We start from the raw sequence: 19,012 nt of genomic DNA, 5'->3' as shown, positions 1-19,012 counted from the left end.
CGAACCTCAAACCTCGAACCTCGAACCTCAAACCCTCTCTTCTCTCTTCACTGATACAATCCGGGCGCGCGGATTCTGGTGTGCCTTTCCCGTCCCGCGCACCATCACAGCAGTCATCGAAGGGAACGATCGAAACATGGATCAAACCGACCATAAAGTCGTGATCATCGGCTCGGGTCCGGCCGGATGTACCGCCGCTCTCTACCTGAGCCGGGCGAACATTCAGGCGACCGTGCTCGAAGGGTTGCAGCCGGGTGGCCAGCTCACCATCACCACCGACGTCGAGAACTATCCCGGATTCCCCGAGGGGATTCTCGGTCCGAAGCTGATGGATCTGATGCGGACGCAGGCCGAGCGGTTCGGCGCGAAGTTTCTGATGGAAGAGGTCGAGAGCGTCGACTTCTCGTCGCGTCCATTCAAGGTCAAATCGGACCAGAAGGAGTACGAGGCGGAAGCGGTCATCATCGCTTCCGGTGCTTCGGCCAAGCAGATCGGACTCGACTCCGAGAAGGCGCTGCAGGGCTTCGGCGTCTCCTACTGCGCGACCTGCGACGGGTTCTTCTTCAAGGAAAAGGAGATCGTCGTCGTTGGCGGCGGAGACTCGGCGATGGAGGAAGCGACGTTTCTCACGAAGTTCGCCTCGAAGGTCACCGTGATTCATCGGCGCGAGGAGCTGAGAGCGTCGAAGATCATGCAGGACCGCGCGTTCAACAACGACAAGATCTCGTTCATCTGGAACACTGTCGTCACCGACGTCCTCGGATCGAAGGAGAACGGCGTAACCGCGCTGAAGCTCGAGAACCTCGAGACGGGGGAGAAGTCGGAGTTCCCCACCCAGGGTCTCTTCGTCGCGATCGGTCACTCGCCGAATACTGCGCCTTTCAGAGGACAGCTCGATCTCGATGGCGGCGGCTACATCACGGTGAAGCCCGGCTCGACGGTGACCAGCGTCCCGGGCGTTTTCGCCTCCGGCGACGTGGCGGATCACGTCTACAGACAGGCGGTGACCGCTGCGGGGACCGGGTGCATGGCGGCGCTCGACTGTGAGAGATGGCTCACACACGAGCGCGTGACCGAGCGATGGGGGCTCCAAAGAGGGGAAGAGGTTCGCGCGTGACCGAGTTCCGGCCCGCCCGACGGGTCCTGCTCCTCGGTGGTGGCGGTATGGTCGGTCTGCAGGTCGCGCGGGAGATTGCGCGAAACCTCCGGCCAGAGACGATCGTCATCTCCGCGCTCTACCAGAACGAGGTCGACGAGGCGGTCGCACTCCTGAGCGAGGAAGCGACGAGCCTCGGTTGGGACGTCAGCTTCAAAGGGGAAGCGGGGGACATCTTCCTCCCGTCGACGCTCCAGGGACACTCCCGGGCCGAGCTCCTCGAGAACAGGGAACTTTTCGATCAGCTCTTCGACGACGTCTTCTCGTCCGATCCCGATGCCTGGAGCCGGTCAGAGATGGTCCGGCTGATCCGCGACCACCAGCCGGACGTGATCGTCGACTGCATCAACACCGCTACGGCCATTTCCTACCAGGACGTCTACACGAGCTCGAAACGGATCAAGTTTCTACTCGATCGTCTCGAGGAAAAGCGCGTCATCGACGACGCGAGCGTCACGCCGTTCGTCTCGGCGATCCGGGAGCTCGTCGTCGCGCAGGGAGTTCCGCAGATCGTCCGCCACATCCTCTTCCTTCAGAAGGCGCTCGACGACAGCTCGGTGCGCGTTTACGTCAAGGTCGGAACGACCGGCACCGGAGGAATGGGCGTCAACATCCCCTACACGCACAGCGAAGAGAAGCCGTCGCCGACGCTGCTGTCGAAATCGGCGATCGGCTTCGCGCACACCGGGCTTCTCTTCCTTCTCGCCCGAACGCCCGGCTCGGCCGGCGCGTCGGGAAAGAGCTCGCACGGGACGATGATCAAGGAGATCAAGCCGGGCGCGATGATCGGATTCCGCCGGCTCGGAAGAGCACACGTCCGCCTCAACGGTCCCTCCGGGATGCGGGAGCCGGGATATCTCTACGAGCAGAAGCAGGAGCGGATCGGGCCGAAGCTCGAGCCGCGGCAGAGCTGGTCGGAGTACGAGGACGCCGGGGGGCGTCAAACACCGATCGAGATGGTCGGCGCCGATACCGGAGAGAACGGATTTTTCTCGATCGGCGAGTTCGAGGCGATCACCTATCCGCGGCAGATGGAGTACGTCACACCGGAGGAGGTCGCGCGGACGGTCGTGCTCGAGATCCTCGGGTCCTCGACCGGTCGCGACGTCATCGCCGCGATCGACGGTGCGATCACCGAGCCGAGCTACCGCGCGGGTCTGCTGCGCCATCAGGCGAAGCTGGAGCTCGACCGACTCGAGGCGCTCTTCTCCTCCGACGAAGACCTTTTCCCGTCGATGCCCGTCGGACATCTCGGGCCGCCACAGCTGACCAAGCTCCTCACCGAGGCCTGGCTCATCAGAACCGCATGCGGAACCTCGCGAGTGGAGGAGCTGGTCGCGATCGAGGCGGAGGAGATGCGTCTCGCCGTCGAGAAATGGCTCGAAGCGAATCCTCGCGTGTCGCGGCTGATCACGACCGTCGGCCTTCCGATTCTGAGAGAGGATGGCGAAGGACCCGTGATCACGCGCGGCCCGAGGCTCAACATCCCGGTGCCGGCACCCGATGGCCAGCCGCTTCCGACGGAGGGGAACGTGGAGAGATGGGCGGAAAAGGGGTGGGTGGATCTGCGCCGGTCGAGCTTCCGCCACTGGAGACAGCGGATCGAGCGGATCGTCGACGCGGCGCCCGACATCGCGGGACGCGGCTCGGCATCGTTCGATCTCCAGAACTACCTTCCCGACGAGTTCCGCCCGGGCGAGGTCGTCGGCTGGCTCCTCGCGAACGAGCCCGATGATTCGGGGATGGTCGGTCATCGAATTCTCTGAGATTCCACTCACGCGCGACGCGTTCACGCGACGTTTCGGCCGATCGCCCGTCATCGGAATGATTCATCTGCTGCCGCTCCCCGGCTCGCCTCTCTGGCGGGGATCGATCGGGGAGGTCGTCGACCGCGCCGCGTCGGACGCCGAGGCGATCTTCGAGGGGGGAGCCGACGGCGCCGTCATCGAGAATTTCGGTGACGTCCCATTCTCGAAAGAAGTCGGGCCCGAGACCGTCGCCGCCATGACGGCTGTGATCACCGCAATCGACGCGCTCGACGGACGGCCGTTCGGAATCAACGTTCTGAGAAACGACCCGATCGCCTCGCTCGCAATCGCGGTCGCGACGGGCGCAGCCTTCATCCGCGTCAACGTCCACGCTGGAGCGATGGTCACCGACCAGGGGATCATCGAAGGAAATGCGGCCGGGACGCTGCGCCGGCGATCGGCTCTCGGGGCCAAAGTGCATATATTCGCCGACTTCCGTGTGAAACACGCGATGCCGCTCGCCGCGGGACCCGTCGATCAGGAAGTCTCCGATCTCCGGCGGCGGGCGCTGGCGGACGCCATTCTTCTGACGGGGATCGGGACATCCGCTCCGGTCGACCATGAGCTCGTCGAGTCGGTGAGGAGGGCGGTTCCCGATGCACCGATTCTCGTCGCGAGCGGAGTCCGGCGGGAGACTGTGAGAAGCTATCTGGAGATTGCCGACGGCGTCATCGTGGGTAGCTCGCTCAAGCGAGACGGACGAGTGGAGGAGGCGGTCGATCCTCGACTCGTCACCGAGCTCGTCGCCGCGGCAAAGGAAGAGCGAAGAGTGAAGAGTGAAGAGTGAAGAAGAAGAGTGAAGAGTGAAGAGTGAAGAGTGAAAAAAAGCGGGTGGAGAGCGAAGAAAGGACCGAAAGTGAGCGGTACGCAAATCGAAGCGGCAAGAACTTATGAACGTGCGATTTTCGCGACCTCGAGTCTTCTCGGGAAGTTCCGGATGCAGTATGCCTTTGTCGGAGGCGTCGCGGAATCGGCATGGCTCGGCTCGAAGATGAAAACCGGTTCGGTCGACGTCGTCGCCGTCGTCAGCCCCGAGCAGCGGGAAATGATCCCGAAGATGGCAGCGAACAACGGATTCCGGATCGACGAGGAAGCGCTCGAGGCGACCAGAGAGCTCGACCTGGTCCCTCTCTCGTTCGTCGACGGTGAAACCGAGATTCCCGTTTACGTTCTGTTCGCGACCAATGCGCTTTATGGACTGATGGTGCGGGATGCGGTGACGACGGCGTTGGGAGGGGGCGAGCTCCGCGTCGTGACTCCGGAGGATCTTGCAACTCTGCTCGCGGTCGACGAGGCGGAAGACGCGCGCAAAAAGCTTTCGAAGCTCCGGCTCCGCGACGGATTCGACGCCGATCGCTTCGACAAACGGCTTCGCTCGATCGGGCTGGGTGGTGAAAAAGGAACCTGATGCCGGTGATCGCTGATCAGAGCTCGTTCGATCGTTTGATCGGTGATCTCCGCAACGTCCCCGCGATCGCGATCGACACCGAGGCCGATTCGCTTCACAGCTACTTCGACAAGGTGTGTCTGATCCAGATCTCCGCTGACGGCGCCGATCACGTCATCGATCCTCTCGCGCCAATCGACATCTCCGGTCTGGGAACGGTCCTCTCCGATCCGGAGATCCGCAAAATCCTCCACGGCGCCGACTACGACATCCGGATTCTCGATCGTGACTACGGAATCAGGGTGCGCAACGTCGCCGACACGATGATCTGTGCGCAGCTCGCGGGTGAGCCGGCGGTCGGGCTCGCGGCGCTGGTCGAGAAGTACGCGGGGGTGGCGCTCGACAAGAAGCATCAGCGAGCCGATTGGGCCCGCAGACCGCTTCCGCCCGCGATGCTCCGTTATGCAACCGAGGACACGGCTCACCTGTCGAAGATCTTCGGAATTCTGCAGGCTAAGCTCGTCGAGCTCGGTCGGTGGGGGTGGGCGGTGGAAGAGTTCGAGCGACTCGAGGCGATCAGCTTCTCCCCGGTGGATGAAGAGGAGGAGCGGTGGCGGAGGCTGAAGGGCTCGGGGAAGCTCGACCGGCGCGGACTCGAGGTCCTCCGCTCCCTTCACGCCTGGCGCGATGGCCTCGCCAGGGAGCGCGATGTCCCCGCGTTCAAAGTGATCGGGAATGACTCGCTCCTCTCGGTGGCCGAAAAGAAACCGAAGACGACCGGCGCGCTCGTCGACGAGGCGAAGGTGCCGGCGAGGCTCGCCCGGCGCTATGCCCGGCCGCTGCTCTCGGCGGTGCGGAGCGCGGCGGAGGTCGCCGAGACGGATCTTCCCGAGAAACAGAAGTCGAAGGCCTGGCGCCGGGACCGCGAGGTCGAGAAACGGATCGACGCGCTCAAAAAGCTGCGAGACTCGAAAGCGAAATCCCTCGGAATCGATGCCGGCATCCTCGCTCCCCGCCACATCCTCGAAGCGATCGCGACCGCGGAACCATCCTCGGTGGACGACCTCGCACGGATCGACAATATGCGCCGATGGCAGATCGAAGTCCTGGGAGAAGAACTCGTGAAGAAGAAGAGTGAAGAGTGAAGAGTGAAGAGTGAAGAGTGAAGAGTGAAGAGTGAAGAGTGAAGAGTGAAGAGTGAAGAGTGAAAAAGAAGAGTGAAGAGTGAAGAGTGAAGAGTGAAAAAGAAGAGTGAAGAGTGAAAAAGAAGAGTGAAGAGTGAAGAGTGAAGAGTGAAAAGAAGCGAGACCTCAGCTCGCACCTTTCAGCTTCGTGTTTGATTTTGTCCTCTTTACGATCGTAGTCAGGATAGCGACGAGTTGATAAGGATTCGTCGATCAGTGCCTCGAGTGTGACGCGCGGAACGACATCACTTTCGGCGAGCAGGCGGAGCCAGTAGAGAGATTCGCGGGCTTCCTTGCAGGCGATGGAGTACTTCGCGGTGAAGTCCGCGCGCGATTGACTGCCCTGCCCTTCCTGGACATTCGCGCCTACGGAGCATGCTGAGCGGAGAAGTTGCTGCGCCATCGTGCGGACCACCCCAGGATTCTGTTCCAGCTTCCGGCAAAGCATCACTACGTCACGAGCGAATTCGAAAGTTCGATCCGCCAGGTCTCGTTTTGTCGCCGTTTTCTTCACTCTTCTCTTTCACTCTTCTACTCTTCACTCTTCTTCTCACGTGCTCGGCGGCTCTTCTTCCGGGATCTTTTCCTCCCGCATCAGGATCGACATCCCGAGTCCGGCGCCTCCGAAGAGGATGATTCCGGCGATGAGCATCGTCAGAATCCCCTCGATCGGGAAGCTGACGTAGCGGACCGAGACCGCTTTGGAGGCGATCGCCTCCTCGGAGCCTGCCGCGATCGCGGTCAGACGGACGAGCCCGGCGTCAGACGGCGTCCACTCCACGTTCCCGGAGGCGTCGGTCGTTCCGATTGCCTCGGCGACCATGGTGCGGCTGTTGGGGCGGTACTCGGCGGATACGGTGGCGGAGCCGACCGGAACGCCGTCATCGGCGACCGTGACCGTTACGGGCTCACCGAACAGCGGATAGGTGTCCGCGACTGTGATCGCGACCTCGGCCGAGAGGGGCGATGCGACGAGCGCGAGCGTTGCCGCGGCAATCCATCTATTCATGCGAGCCTCCCGTTTCCGCGACGAGCTCCGCGCGTCGTGAGCCACGCGGCGACTCCGGTGGTGCCGAGCAGCCAGACCGCGAACGCGATCCAGGGGAGCGACGCCCCCCAGTCGAGGGTGAAATCCGAACCGTACATCCCGTCGGTCAGTTTCTGGAAGATCGAATGCGTCAGGATCGCCGCCAGCCCGAGAGGAATGATGAACTTGATCAGCCATTCGAACGCCACCGGCAGGTGCAGCCGGCTGTTGCGGTTGAGCATCTCGCGGATCTTCGATACCGGAAGGAGCCACCCGATCATCAGGCATTCGACGAGCCCGACGATGATCAGACCGTGGCTGAATGCCCAGTGGTCGACCAGATCGAGCAGGGTCAGGCCGAGCGTTCCGTTCGAGGCGATGTTTCGGTCGATGATGATCGGGAGCGCAAAGGCGAGGCTTCCGGCGCTGCCGATGATCGCGGTCGTCGCGAGTACCCGCCGCCGAGCCCAGCCGAACTTGTCCACAAGCGCCGTGTTGATCGCCTCGACCAGCGAGATCGAAGAGGAGAGTCCGGCGATCAGAAGAAGGAAGAAGAAGAGAAGACCGAAAGCCATCACGCCGAACGGCAGGGCCTCGATTCCCTGCGGAACGACGAAGAACATCATCGCGAGGGTCGATGCCTGCGGCACGATCGCGAAGGAGAAGAGAATCGAAAAGATCGCGATCCCCGCGACGTACTCGAAGCCGCAGTTGAGGCACGCGACGACGAGACTGTTGCTCGTCTGGTCGGAGCTCTTCGGAAGATACGATGCGTAGGCCGTCATGACGCCGAACCCGAGGGTGAGGCTGAAGAAGATCTGGCTGACGGCACCGCCCCAGACATTGAGATCGTTCATCACGGTGAAGTTCGGAGTGAAGAGGAGATAGACGCCGTCCTCGCCGTTCGGCAGCGTCACGCCTCGTATGATGAGGATGATCATGAAGACCCACATCAGCGGGACGAAGACCTTCGTCACCGGCTCGATCGAAGCGATCCCGCGGCGGACGATCAGGATGTTGAGCAGCCAGACGATCACGACGAGTGCGAGGACCCACCACGACGAGATCATGTCGAAGAAGTAGCCGACCGGGTTGCCCATCTCGGGGATGCCGAACGCTTCGACATTGGTCGACGGCGTCCAGAGTTTCCCGAAGGCCCCGACGAACATGCCACAGACCCAGGCGAGGATGGTGATGTAGTAAGCGGTGATGAAGGCGGAGTTGAGAAGGCCCCACCAGCCGATGAACTCTCCTTTGGGGCCGCCAACCTCGCGCATCGCGAGGGGGAACGCCTTCTGGCTCCACGCTCCGAGTCCGAGCTCGGCGATGAGGACCGGGATGCCGACGAAGACCAGCGCGACGAGATAGGGGAGGTAGAAGGCGCCAGCGCCGAAGGTGTAGGCGTTGGCGCCGAAGAAGACGATGTTGCCGAGTCCGATCGCCGACCCCGATGCGGCCAGGATGAAGCCTAACCTCGATTTCCATTGACCTCTCTGCTCTGGCAAACCGGGCCTCCCGCTGTTCGTGAGCTGCGGGGGATCTTAGCAAATGGAAGGCGATTGGGTTGGAAGTTGGAGGTTGGAGGTTTGAGGAGTACGGTGAGCCAAAGCGAAGCGGCGAGACTGCGGGAACGGCACCAGCAGCACCCGGTCTGTCAGTCAGTTTTCTTTGACCGCGTCGCGAGTCCGATGACCAGCATTGTCATCCCAACCGCCAGGAAAATGATGCCGAGTGTTGGAGAGGAGTCGGTGACGATCGATTTGACGATGAGCACGATGGCAGCCACCTCGATGACGATTGCACTCACGAGCAGGATCATTGAGGGTTTCATCGGGCCGAGATTACCGTGACCGGCGACCGGTTCGGCCACGTTCCGTCGCCGACGCCTGGACCGTGTATGTCGTCGTCTGTTCCGGAGCGGGAGCGGTGGCGATCGACCTGCCGAACAGACGCGTGAATGGATCCGCGGTCAACCCGTGGCTCAAAACCGAGGCGAAGATCACGAGGCTGACCACATCCCAGACGATGGTTTCGCCGAGCCGATGCTCTGCCAGGGATGAGTAGTACATCGCCGCCACGGCGATCGGCCCGAACCATCCGATGAACAGAGCTTCTTTCGCGCCATGGACTCCTCGCAACAACGGTCGCAGCAGAAGAATCGCAGGTAGCCGCCGCAAAAACATGATCGCGACCGCGAGCAGCAGACCGCTCCAGCCGAGGGCCCGCCACCCTTCCCAGGGAATGGCCATACCGAAAAGAGCAAAGATCGGCACCGAGAAGAATCTGTTCACGGCCTCTTGTCCGAGATCTTCCTCTTCCCGCTCCTCCGTAGTGAGCAGTTGAGTGAAGGCGATGCCCGCGGCAAAGACGAGCACGACTTCGTCCGTTCCGATGATGCGCCCGAGTCCCGCGGTCAGCAGCGCAAGGGACACGGTGTAGATCAGGCGCCATTCCGGGGCGATCAGATCCCGCTTTTCGGAGAACTGGAGCAGTTTCGCCGCGACGAGGCCGATCACGATGCCGATCAGCGTCGCGGTCACCACCTCCCACATCAGCGTTCTCGTAATCCAGTGCGAGAGTGCGTCACCGGTCGACCTGGTCATCACGAGAATCGGAAGGAGTACGAACAGATAGGCGAGACCGTCGTTGGCGCCCGACTCCGAGGAGATCGCGTGTCGCATTCGTTCCGGGATGATCGATTCGGAGAGTTTTCCTGTCACGATCGGCGTGGACGCGATCGGGTCCGTAGGTGTGATGATCGCCCCGATCAGTACGGACATCCACAAGGGAAGGTCGAGAATCAGGTAAACCAGCGTCGAGCTGACGAACCACATGATCGGCATTCCGAGCCCGACCAGAACGGCAACATCCCTCCAGTGCCGGCGGGGGTATTCGGCTCCGATTCTGAGAGCGACGCCGAAGAGGCCGATGGCCAGTGTGAGCCGCGCCGCGTACTCGATGATCGATGATCTCGCCGCCAGATCCGCCAAATCGAGGAGACCGAGGGCGTGAGGCCCGATGATGATTCCGCTCGCCAGAGCAATCAAAACCGGGGGGAACGGGCTCGCATTGAGACGTTGCGAGAAGAGGCCGAGAACCAGAACCAGCCCGCCGAGGAGGGCGATGATCAGGTTGAGCTCGGGAAAGGCCTCGGTGTCCACGCCTCTTCTCCTTCTCTGCGGGTTACCGCGATCCGAATCGTCGGCGTGGAGCGTACCGTAATCGCGGCGCAACCGTGCTTTCCATTCCGAGGGAGCGATCGACCTGCGGGGGGCTGGAGCCCCCCGCGAGTCGGCTCTGGAGAGCCGACCCCCAGCCGGGGGTGCCGCATTCCTCAACTTCCAACTTCCAACCCTACGTTCGAGTTGACTCGGACTTTGTGGACAGTGAAACTTCCCCGCATGCGATGGCTCCGATTCGGAATCGCGATGGTTCGTGCCCGTTTCCAGCCCCGGAGGGGCGACAGATGCGTCGTCAGCTACGCCTTCTTCACGACGACCTTCTCGGCGGCGGGGCCTCCCGGCATCTCGTTCTGAATGATCAGCCGTCGCGCCTCGACGCGCATCTTCGGCAACTGTGACATGAAGAACGCGCCACCGAGGATCGCCATGACGCCGCCGATGCCGAGCGTGACGGGCGCGGTCAGCCGCTCGGCGAGCCAGCCCGCGAAGAGCGCGCCGAACGGGGCCATTCCGAGAAACATCATCGAATAGAGCGCCATCACGCGGCCCCGCAGCGCATCCGGGACCATCACCTGAATGAGGGTGTTCGACGCCGCCATCTGAACGATCATCGAAGCACCGACCGCGACCAGGATCGCCGCGGACAACCAGAAGATGCGCGAGAAGGCGAAGACGATCAGGAACGCTCCGAACGCCACCGCTGCGCGCGCGACCCACCGGCCGAGGCCTCGGACGTCGCGCCGCGTCGCGAGCACGATCGATCCTCCGAACGCCCCGAGCCCCGCGCTCCCGAGGAGGATGCCGAGCGCCTGTGGTCCCCCGTGGAGAATACGGTCGGCGAAGATCGGCATCAGAGTCGTATAGGGCATCCCGACGAGACTGACGAGTCCGAGAAGGAGCAGCAGCGCCCGGATCGGCCGCGTTCTGCTCGCGAATCGCCACCCGCCAGCGAGCCGGCTGAGAATCGACTCGTCGATCTCGCCGGTCCGCGGGCTTCCGGGAGGCATCTTCATCATGAGGAGTCCCGCGATCACCGCGACGTAACTGATCGCGTTGATCAGGAAGCACCAGCCTTCACCGAGGGTTGCGACGATGACGCCTGCGACTGCGGGACCGATCATCCGGGCGCCGTTGAACATCGACGAGTTGAGCGCGATCGCGTTCGGAAGGTGTTCTCGCGCCACCATCTCGACGACGAACGACTGTCGCGCCGGGACGTCGAAGGCGTTCACGAGTCCTAGCAGCGTGGCGAGCAGGAGGATGTGCCAGACCTGGATCATTCCGGAAAGCGTCAGCACCGCGAGGATGAACGCCAGCGTCATCGAGAGGATCTGCGTCCAGAGCAGAATTCGTCTGCGGCTGACCCGATCAGCGAGGAGACCGCCGAACGACGCAAAGAGAAAAGAGGGGATCATCGTCGCGAACCCGACGATTCCGAGCATCGTCGCCGATCCGGTCAGACGGTAGACCAGCCATGCCTGGGCAACCGACTGCATCCACGTTCCGATGAGCGAGATGATCTGTCCGGAGAAGAATAGCGCGAAGTTCCGATGTCTGAATGCGCGGAGGAGATTGGGCGTCGCTCTCATGCGACGTTCGTTTCCTCCTCGCGATACTGGAGCTCGTAGAGCCGCCGGTAGAGGCCATCAGCGTCGACGAGCTCGTCGTGCGTTCCGCGCTCGCGGATCTCGCCGTGATGAAACACTAGGATCTCGTCGGCGTGGCGGATCGTCGAGAGCCGGTGCGCGATGATGATCGAGGTCCGTCCTTCCATCAGCGCCGCGATTCCCCGCTGGATGAGCTGTTCGGTCTCGGTGTCGATCGACGAGGTCGCTTCGTCGAGGATCAGCACCGACGGATCGAACGCGAGCGCGCGAGCGAACGAGAGCAACTGCTTCTCGCCCGACGAGAGCCCGCCACCGCGCTCGAGGAGCTCGTGCTCGTACGCCGCCGGGAGCCGTTCGATGAATCGCGCGGCTTCGACCCGCTCCGACGATGCCCGAACCTGCTCGTGCGGGATCGCGGGATCCCCCAGCGACACGTTGTGCGCGATCGTTCCGGAGAAGAGGAAGACGTCCTGCTGGACGATGGCGAAGAGCCGCCGGAGCGCCGCCAGATCGAGCTCGCGAATGTCGATCCCGTTGATCAGGATCGATCCCTTCTGGATGTCATAAAGTCGCAGCAGAAGGTTCGTGATCGTAGTCTTGCCGGCGCCGGTGTGTCCGACGATCGCGATGTGATCGCCCCTCTCGACCCGGAACGATACGTTTTTCAGAACCCAGTCCTCCTCGTTGTAGGCGAACCAGACGTCGCGGAACTCGATCGATTCGACCTGATCGATTCCGGCACCCGCGGGCGGCGAGACGATCGTCGGTTTCGTATCGAGGAGCTTGAAGATCCGCTCGCTCGCCGCCATTGCCGCCTGGAGAATGTTGTACTTTTCGGAGAGATCGGAGATCGGCTCGTAGAAGCGCTGGACGTACTGGAAGAATGCGACGAGAACGCCGAGCGAGATCGCCCCCCGCAGCACCTCGCCGCCGCCGTACCAGACCACCAGCGCAACCCCGATCGACTGGATGAGCTCGACCGCCGGGTAGAAGACGGCGTAGTAGCGGATTCCGTCGATGTTCGCGTCCCGATGCCGTGCATTGAGACTCTCGAACTTCCTCGCCTCGGCGGTTTCCCGGTTGAACAGCTGGACGACTGCCATTCCGGAGATGTGCTCCTGGAGGAAGGCGTTGATCGCGGCAATGCGCGCGCGGACGGAGCGATAGGCCTTCCGCGCTCCCCGGCGGAACCAGAGGCTCAGGAGCAGGATCAGGGGAATGATCGAGAAGAGGACGAGCGCGAGCTTCCAGCTCATCACGAAGAGGATCACGACGATTCCTCCGAGTACGAAGAGATCGCCGAAAATCGAGACGAAGCCGGCTGTGAAGAGCTCGTTGAGGGCCTCGACGTCGGTCGTCATCCGGGTGATGAGGCGACCGACCGGATTCCGGTCGAAGAACCGAACCTCGAGCTGCTGAAGGCGTTCGAAGATCGCCTTCCGGAGGTCGTACATCACGTACTGTCCCATCATGTTCATCAGAATCATCTGGAAGTACATGATCAGGAAGTCGAAGACGATCGTCGTCAGGAAGAGGATCGCAGCGAGGTTGATCCCGGTGAGCGGTTCGATCTCGAGACCTCGGCCGCTCAGCCACTCGCCGACCCGGAAGCTGATTCCGGCCGTCTCCGCTTCTTCCGGGAGGACGTAGAGATCGATCGCCACCGCGATGATCAGAGGTCCGGCCACCTGGAGCAGCGAGGCGAGAATGATCAGAAAAACCGAGGTGAGCGCACGGCCTTTGTACGGCTTCAGCCATCCGAGAAGGCGGCGGGCGAGCCCCGCGTCGAACTTCTGTGCCGGTTCCTCTTCGTGACGCTCGTCCATCAGGCGATCTCCTCGATCTCGATCTCGAGCGTCTGCTTCCGGTAGAGGCTCGCGTAGAACCCGTCCCGTTTCAAAAGCGTCTCGTGATCGCCGCGCTCGACGATCCGGCCCTCTTCGAGAACGAGGATCTGATCGGCGTCCTTGACGGAGGAGACGCGGTGGGCGACGACGATGACGGTGCGGCCCTCGCGCACCTGGCGCATCGAGCGAAGGATGGTGTCCTCGGTTTCGGTGTCGACGGCGCTGAGCGCATCGTCGAGGATCAGGATGTCGGGAGACCGGACGATTGCACGCGCGATCGCCGTTCGCTGTTTCTGTCCGCCGGAGAGGGTGATGCCGCGCTCGCCGATCATCGTCTCGAGTCCTTTCGGGAACGAGGCGATGTCTCCGCCGAGCCCGGCGAGATCGACCACCCGCTCGACTTCACTGTCCGATGCGCTGGCACGGCCGAACCGGATGTTCTCGGCGATCGTGTCGGAGAAGAGAAATGTGTCCTGCGGAACTAGCGCGAGCATCTCGCGAAGAGTCTCGAGCGAGATCTGCTCGATCGGGACACCGCGTATGAAAATCGAATCAAGCGGAGCGTCCCAGATTCCTGCGAGCAGCGAGATCAGAGTCGATTTGCCGGAGCCGGTCCGCCCGACGATTCCGAGCGTGTGACCCGGCATGACCCTGAAACTGATATCTTCGATCGCGTTCGCCCCGCCGTAGCCGAAGCTGAGATTCCGCACCTCGATCTCCGGCGTATCCGGGCGGCGGGGGGGAGGAGCAGCGAGTGGCCGATCGGTGCGATCGTCCCCCGCGACGTCCCAGACTTCGCTGAGGCGTCGCATCGACGCGAGCCCGCGCTGGAAGAGGTTGATCACCCAGCCGATTGCGATCAGCGGCCAGATCATCCGCATCAGATAGAACTGGAGCGCGACGAACTCCCCGAGCGAGATCGAGCCGGCGAGGATCTTCCTCATGCCGAACCAGAAGATGCCCGCGAACACCAGGCCGATCAGAAGCTCGAGAACCGGGCGGAAGGTCGCGGTGACGGTGATCAGCTTGCGGCTTCGGTCGACGTAGCCGCGATTCATCTCGCGGAAAGCGCGCTGCTGATTGTCCTCCTGGCTGAATGCGCGGACGACTCGCGCTCCCGCCAGGTTCTCCTGGATCGCGGAGGAGATCTCGCCGAAGTAGTCCTGAACGATTTTGGTCCGGTCGTGGATGAGCTCGCCGAAGTACTTCGCGGTGATCGCGACGAGCGGCACGGCGACCAGCGCGACCGTCGCGAGGCTCGGGGAGATCCGGTACATCATGATGAACGATCCGAGAACAACGATGACCGCCGAGAGCGAATGCATCACGGCGGGTCCGGCGAGCATCCGGACCGCCGAAAGATCGTTGGTGGCGCGCGACATCAGATCGCCGGTCCGCTGACGCGCGTAGAACGACTGAGGAAGCGTCTGGAGATGATCGTAGAAATCGCCGCGGATGTCGTACTCGATCTTGCGCGAGGTGCCGATGATCGTCCAGCGCTGGAAGTAGAGGAAGATGCCCTGAGCCGCGGCGACGGCGACGTAGAGGAGGCCGAATCTGACGAGCTCGCTTTGGACGAAGCCGGTCGTGACGGCGTCGACGGCGTTTCCGACGATCAGCGGCTTGGCGAGGGAAAAGCCGGCGGAGAGGAGCAGGAAGAGAAAGCCCCACCAGAGCCCGGACTGCCGTCGCTGAAAATAAACGAGGAGGCGTCGCACCGTTTCAGGAGTCAGGAGCCAGGATCCAGGAGCCAGGAGGGTAAAGACCGGAGATATCGTTTACATCGGACGGTGACATGGCACTCTCAATCGGGCGGGGAGACGGATTCATTTCATTGGGATGAAGAAGGGATCAGGGATCAGGAGCCAGGATCCAGGATCCAGGATTCAGGAATCAGGAATCAGGGCAGACTTTCGGGTGAGGTGCTTCTCATCCATCACGTGGAGGGGTTCGGAGAGTCGAAGAGCTTCCAGCGCGGCTACGTGATTGGCGAAACGATCACGATCCCGTTGCCCCGCCCTGAATCCTGTCTCCTGATTCCTGATTCCTGAATCCTGGCTCCTGAATCCTGGCTCCTGAATCCTGGCTCCTGGATCCTGGCTCCTGCTTCATCACGCTACGCTCTCCCGCACTGCTTCCGCCTGATAGTGCGAGCTGAGTGCGTCGATCAGGGGATCGATCGCACCGTTCATGATCGAAGGGAGGTTGTGGACGGTCAGGCCGATCCGGTGATCCGTCACGCGGTCCTGCGGGAAGTTGTAGGTCCGGATCTTCTCGGAGCGGTCGCCGCTTCCGATCAGTCCCTTCCGCGTAGCCGACAGCTCCGCCTCACGCTTGTCGCGCTCCATGTCGTAGAGGCGCGCCTGGAGCACCTTCATCGCCTTCGCCTTGTTCTTGATCTGCGATTTTTCATCCTGGCAGGAGACGACGGTATTGGTCGGAAGATGGGTGATCCGGATCGCGGAGTAGGTGGTGTTGACCGACTGTCCGCCGGGACCGGAGGAGCAGAACGTATCGATCCGAAGGTCCTTCGCGTCGATCTGGATGTCGATGTCGTCGGCCTCGGGGAGGACGGCCACGGTGATCGCCGAGGTGTGGATGCGACCCTGCGTCTCGGTTTCGGGGACGCGCTGAACACGGTGGACGCCGGACTCGTACTTGAGGCGTGAGTAGACCTTGTCGCCTTCGATCAGGAGTGTCGCGTCTTTGACCCCGCCGACGCTCGACCAGTTGGCGTCGGTGAGGCTGACCTTCCACCGCTTCGTCTCGGCGTAACGGGTGTAGAGGCGCATCATCTCCGCGGCGAAGAGAGTCGCTTCGTCTCCGCCGGTACCCGCGCGAATCTCCACGAAGACGTTTCGCTCGTCGTTCGGATCCTTCGGCTGGAGGAGCGTTCGGAGCGTCTGCTCGATCTCGGGAAGCCGTTCCTCGAGCTCTTCGATCTCGGCCTCGGCGAGCTCGCGCATGTCGCGATCGTCTCCTCGTGCGATCTCACGCGCTCCCGCGAGCCCCGACTCGACCTGCTTCAGCTCGCGCCACGCTTCGACGATCTCTTCGATCTCGGTGACGGATTTCATCACCTCGCGTGAGCGGTCCCGGTCGGTGGCGACTGCGGGGTCGGCGAGAATCTGCTGGAGCTCTTCGTAGCGATTCTCGATCTGCTGGAGCTTGTCGCGAACGTCGTTCATCGTGGTTGCCCGGCCGGAGGGTCCGGCCCCGCTCAGGCTACGGCGACTTGATCGGTGTCGACCGCGTCGTAGCGGAGAGCGACCTCGAGCGCATGAATGGCAATCTCGAGCTGACTGTCGTCCGGCTCCTTCGTCGTGATCCGCTGGAGCCAGAGCCCCGGGGTGATCAGCGCACGGCAGAGCGAGTTGTCGAGATGTCGTGCGGAAAACCGGATCAGCTCATAGGCGATACCCGCAATCAGCGGAAGGAAAACGATGCGCGCTCCGAACTTCGCAAAGAATGGTGCCGTCTGCGGAATCAGCGAGAAGACCAGGATCGAGATCGCGAGGACGAAGAGGAGGAAGCTCGTTCCACATCGCGGATGCAGAGTCGACTTCACCCGTGCGTTCTCGACGGTCAGAGGCTCTCGTGCTTCGAACGTGTAGACCGTCTTGTGCTCAGCGCCGTGGTACTGGAAGACCCTGCGGATGTCGTCCATGAAGGAGATCGACCAGACATAGACGAAGAAGAAGACCGCGCGGATGACCCCGTCGATCATGTTGTAGGTGAAGTTGTCCATCGCCGGCATGAGCGTGGCGCGGATCAGATTGGTCAGGCCGAGCGGAGCGAGGATGAAGAGGCCGATTCCCAGCCCGAAGGCCATCGCCATGGAGGTGAAGATCGCCCAGTTGGTCAGCTCGGGCTCGCCGTCTTCGTCCTCCGAGGAGGCGACCGCGGAGAAGTTGAGCGCACGGAGGCCGAGAACGAGTGCCTGAAAGAGGACGATCGATCCGCGCAGGACCGGAGTCTTCAGAATCGGATATTTCTTCGTGATCGGCTCGATCGCGCCTTCCTTGACGGCGATTCCGCCATCAGGCTGGCGTACCGCGACGCCGTAGCCAGAAAAGCTGCGCATCATGACGCCTTCGAGGACAGCCTGCCCGCCGATGATCATGTCGACGTTGTTGTCGGGCCGGGTCTCGGGCGTCGCCGAGACGAGCCCGTTGGTCAGGGCCCCGAAGGCCCCGGCCGCGAACCGGGCTGCACCTCTCCATGCGCCGGCGAGCACGTTCACGAGCTCTTGCCGTATCTCTTGTTGAAGCGATCGACGCGGCCTGCCGTGTCGACGAGCTTCTGTTTGCCCGTGAAGAAGGGGTGGCACTCCGAGCAGATCTCCAGCCGGAGATCCTTGTTCGTCGAGCGCGTCGTGAAGGTGTGGCCACATGCACAGTGGACCTCCACCTGGTGATACTCGGGATGAATTCCTGATTTCATAGTCTCGTCCTCTACCTCTGTAGTCGCGCCGGAAAACTGCCGGAACGACCTGATTATTCTGGGGGTGCGGGGGATGCGGGTTCTCTAATGGGCGGGCGCCCGGACATTCCACCCCCTCGTCATCCTGAGCCGCCGAAGGACGGCGAAGGATCTGGCGGCAGGCTCGTGAAAGAAAGTGACGAGTGGACGGCAACGGTGATTCACGAGCCCCCGGCCAGATTCTTCGCCCGTGCTCCGCCGGGCTCAGAATGACGAATGTTGCGTTTTTGCGCGAAGCGACCATCGGCACCGATCCTGCTCGCTCGGGCGGGGGAAGGGGGACTCTGAAATGAAACGACTTCTGATTTCCACTGCTCTGGTGGCGGGGCTCTTCGCGCTGCCGGCGGAGGGGAGAATCGTCGATGTGACCGCATGGTATGGCTGGATCGATCTGAGCGGAGACACGACCCTGGAATCGATCGACCCCGACGAGATCGATGATGTCGACATCGATTTCGATTCGGAGACCGGGTATGGCCTCGGGCTGAACTTCTTCATCGGCAACCGCCTCTCGCTCGCCGCATCGATTCACCGGTTCGAGCCGGATGCCTTCGCGACGGCCGCCAACCCGGCGCTGCCGCCCCTCGCCCTCGGTGAGCTGGAGGTAGTCCCGCTGAGTGCGGTGCTTCAACTCCACCTCCTGCCCAACTCGGCTTTCGATCCCTACATCGGTGTAGGAGTCGGCTACGTTCTCGTCGATGACCTCGAGAGCCGCGACGATGTCGAGCAGATCGAGCTCGACCGGGTCGAGCTCGAGGACGATTACGGGGTCGTCTTCAACCTCGGGTTCAGCTTCGATCTGACGAGCGCGTTCGCGCTCAATGTCGACGCGAAGTACATTCCGGTCGAGTCGGCTGCAACTGTCGTCTTTCTCGCGGGCCCTGAGGAGCAGGGCGAGATCGAAGTCAATCCGCTGATTCTTTCGGCCGGATTGTCGTTCCAGTTCTAGGGAGGAATCATGGCCGGTAAACGGATGCAGATCTGGCTCAAGCCCAGCTGAACGAGCTGCAGGAAGGCGGTCGCCTTCTTCGACGATGCTGGAGTGGGCCTGGAGAAACACGATCTCGCGAAGGATCCACCGCCGCGGGAGCTGCTCGAGCGGCTCGTCACCGACGCGAATGCGCGCGAAGTGCTCAATCCGAGAAGCCCGGCATTCAAGGAGAGGGGCCTCGCGGATCGGAAAGTCACGGCCTCCGAGGCGATCGATCTCATTCTGAAGGATTCGAACCTGATGCGGCGGCCGCTGGTGGTCTCGGGCAGCAAGTTCGTGTTCGGATGGAAGCCGGAGGAGTATCGGGAAAAGCTCGGAGCGGGCTGATCGATCCCGCCGCC

Annotated in this window: 17 protein-coding genes and 1 pseudogene; 7 read left to right on the top strand and 11 right to left on the bottom strand. The window is 62.3% G+C overall.

Annotated features, from left to right (window positions below):
* Nucleotides 1-136: 136 nt before the first annotated feature.
* The 5 genes from trxB to KY459_11280 all read left to right on the top strand — a co-directional run bounded on the left by trxB (nucleotide 137) and on the right by KY459_11280 (nucleotide 5,496).
* A complete protein-coding gene (gene trxB, locus KY459_11300) occupies nucleotides 137-1,117 on the top strand; it encodes a thioredoxin-disulfide reductase (protein ID MBW3565302.1) in 981 nt (326 codons plus the stop codon).
* Complete coding sequence (locus KY459_11295) at nucleotides 1,114-2,922, top strand: hypothetical protein (GenBank protein MBW3565301.1); 1,809 nt, start codon at nucleotides 1,114-1,116, stop codon at nucleotides 2,920-2,922. Before trxB ends, KY459_11295 begins: the two co-directional genes overlap by 4 nt.
* Nucleotides 2,888-3,751 carry a BtpA/SgcQ family protein gene (locus tag KY459_11290; protein ID MBW3565300.1) on the top strand — a complete coding sequence of 288 codons (864 nt, stop codon included), beginning with the start codon at nucleotides 2,888-2,890 and terminating at the stop codon, nucleotides 3,749-3,751. The genes KY459_11295 and KY459_11290 overlap by 35 nt, the downstream gene beginning before the upstream one ends.
* A gap of 69 nt (nucleotides 3,752-3,820) precedes the next feature.
* Nucleotides 3,821-4,372: a hypothetical protein gene (locus KY459_11285; protein MBW3565299.1), complete on the top strand. Its 552-nt coding sequence runs from the start codon at nucleotides 3,821-3,823 to the stop codon at nucleotides 4,370-4,372.
* On the top strand, nucleotides 4,372-5,496 hold the full coding sequence (locus KY459_11280) for a ribonuclease D (GenBank protein ID MBW3565298.1): 1,125 nt from the start codon (nucleotides 4,372-4,374) through the stop codon (nucleotides 5,494-5,496). Before KY459_11285 ends, KY459_11280 begins: the two co-directional genes overlap by 1 nt.
* 165 nt (nucleotides 5,497-5,661) lie before the next feature.
* Here the strand turns inward: KY459_11280 and KY459_11275 are convergent.
* From KY459_11275 to rpmE, 11 genes and pseudogenes are all read right to left on the bottom strand, one after another.
* Nucleotides 5,662-5,983: pseudogene (locus tag KY459_11275) on the bottom strand (four helix bundle protein).
* Between the two features lie 102 nt (nucleotides 5,984-6,085).
* Nucleotides 6,086-6,544: a hypothetical protein gene (locus tag KY459_11270; protein MBW3565297.1), complete on the bottom strand. Its 459-nt coding sequence runs from the start codon at nucleotides 6,542-6,544 to the stop codon at nucleotides 6,086-6,088.
* Nucleotides 6,541-8,067, bottom strand: coding sequence for a sodium-dependent transporter (locus tag KY459_11265; GenBank protein ID MBW3565296.1), 1,527 nt, complete (start codon nucleotides 8,065-8,067; stop codon nucleotides 6,541-6,543). Before KY459_11265 ends, KY459_11270 begins: the two co-directional genes overlap by 4 nt.
* Before the next feature lie 149 nt (nucleotides 8,068-8,216).
* The gene (locus KY459_11260) at nucleotides 8,217-8,393 is read right to left on the bottom strand and encodes a hypothetical protein (protein ID MBW3565295.1); all 177 of its coding nucleotides are present in this window, start codon (nucleotides 8,391-8,393) and stop codon (nucleotides 8,217-8,219) included.
* A gap of 10 nt (nucleotides 8,394-8,403) precedes the next feature.
* On the bottom strand, nucleotides 8,404-9,723 hold the full coding sequence (locus KY459_11255; protein ID MBW3565294.1) for a cation:proton antiporter: 1,320 nt from the start codon (nucleotides 9,721-9,723) through the stop codon (nucleotides 8,404-8,406).
* Nucleotides 9,724-10,040: 317 nt separating this feature from the next.
* A complete protein-coding gene (locus KY459_11250) occupies nucleotides 10,041-11,333 on the bottom strand; it encodes an MFS transporter (GenBank protein MBW3565293.1) in 1,293 nt (430 codons plus the stop codon).
* Nucleotides 11,330-13,177, bottom strand: coding sequence for an ABC transporter ATP-binding protein/permease (locus tag KY459_11245; protein MBW3565292.1), 1,848 nt, complete (start codon nucleotides 13,175-13,177; stop codon nucleotides 11,330-11,332). The genes KY459_11250 and KY459_11245 overlap by 4 nt, the downstream gene beginning before the upstream one ends.
* A complete protein-coding gene (locus KY459_11240; GenBank protein ID MBW3565291.1) occupies nucleotides 13,177-14,916 on the bottom strand; it encodes an ABC transporter ATP-binding protein/permease in 1,740 nt (579 codons plus the stop codon). Before KY459_11240 ends, KY459_11245 begins: the two co-directional genes overlap by 1 nt.
* 393 nt (nucleotides 14,917-15,309) lie before the next feature.
* Nucleotides 15,310-16,386 (bottom strand): peptide chain release factor 1, encoded by a 1,077-nt coding sequence (prfA, locus tag KY459_11235; GenBank protein MBW3565290.1) that lies wholly within the window; start codon nucleotides 16,384-16,386, stop codon nucleotides 15,310-15,312.
* Nucleotides 16,387-16,418: 32 nt separating this feature from the next.
* A complete protein-coding gene (locus KY459_11230; protein MBW3565289.1) occupies nucleotides 16,419-17,321 on the bottom strand; it encodes a DUF1385 domain-containing protein in 903 nt (300 codons plus the stop codon).
* Nucleotides 17,322-17,437: 116 nt separating this feature from the next.
* Nucleotides 17,438-17,641 (bottom strand): 50S ribosomal protein L31, encoded by a 204-nt coding sequence (rpmE, locus tag KY459_11225; protein ID MBW3565288.1) that lies wholly within the window; start codon nucleotides 17,639-17,641, stop codon nucleotides 17,438-17,440.
* A 328-nt stretch (nucleotides 17,642-17,969) separates the two neighbouring features.
* Between rpmE and KY459_11220 the strand changes: the two genes are divergently transcribed.
* Both KY459_11220 and KY459_11215 read left to right on the top strand, forming a co-directional pair.
* The gene (locus tag KY459_11220) at nucleotides 17,970-18,629 is read left to right on the top strand and encodes an outer membrane beta-barrel protein (protein MBW3565287.1); all 660 of its coding nucleotides are present in this window, start codon (nucleotides 17,970-17,972) and stop codon (nucleotides 18,627-18,629) included.
* 93 nt (nucleotides 18,630-18,722) lie between these two features.
* A complete protein-coding gene (locus tag KY459_11215; protein MBW3565286.1) occupies nucleotides 18,723-18,998 on the top strand; it encodes a hypothetical protein in 276 nt (91 codons plus the stop codon).
* Nucleotides 18,999-19,012 lie beyond the last annotated feature (14 nt).

The sequence above is a fragment of the Acidobacteriota bacterium genome, from assembly GCA_019347945.1.
GTDB lineage: Bacteria > Acidobacteriota > Thermoanaerobaculia > Gp7-AA8 > JAHWKK01 > JAHWKK01.
This window is presented reverse-complemented; position numbering and strand designations above follow the sequence as displayed.

Coding starts and splice junctions, on each gene's coding strand:
- KY459_11270 (MBW3565297.1), bottom strand. CDS start 6,544: ATGAATAGATGGATTGCCGCGGCAACGCTCGCGCTCGTCGCATCGCCC.
- prfA (MBW3565290.1), bottom strand. CDS start 16,386: ATGAACGACGTTCGCGACAAGCTCCAGCAGATCGAGAATCGCTACGAA.
- trxB (MBW3565302.1), top strand. CDS start 137: ATGGATCAAACCGACCATAAAGTCGTGATCATCGGCTCGGGTCCGGCC.
- KY459_11280 (MBW3565298.1), top strand. CDS start 4,372: ATGCCGGTGATCGCTGATCAGAGCTCGTTCGATCGTTTGATCGGTGAT.
- KY459_11230 (MBW3565289.1), bottom strand. CDS start 17,321: ATGATCATCGGCGGGCAGGCTGTCCTCGAAGGCGTCATGATGCGCAGC.
- KY459_11245 (MBW3565292.1), bottom strand. CDS start 13,177: ATGGACGAGCGTCACGAAGAGGAACCGGCACAGAAGTTCGACGCGGGG.
- rpmE (MBW3565288.1), bottom strand. CDS start 17,641: ATGAAATCAGGAATTCATCCCGAGTATCACCAGGTGGAGGTCCACTGT.
- KY459_11260 (MBW3565295.1), bottom strand. CDS start 8,393: ATGAAACCCTCAATGATCCTGCTCGTGAGTGCAATCGTCATCGAGGTG.
- KY459_11290 (MBW3565300.1), top strand. CDS start 2,888: ATGATTCGGGGATGGTCGGTCATCGAATTCTCTGAGATTCCACTCACG.
- KY459_11250 (MBW3565293.1), bottom strand. CDS start 11,333: ATGAGAGCGACGCCCAATCTCCTCCGCGCATTCAGACATCGGAACTTC.
- KY459_11220 (MBW3565287.1), top strand. CDS start 17,970: ATGAAACGACTTCTGATTTCCACTGCTCTGGTGGCGGGGCTCTTCGCG.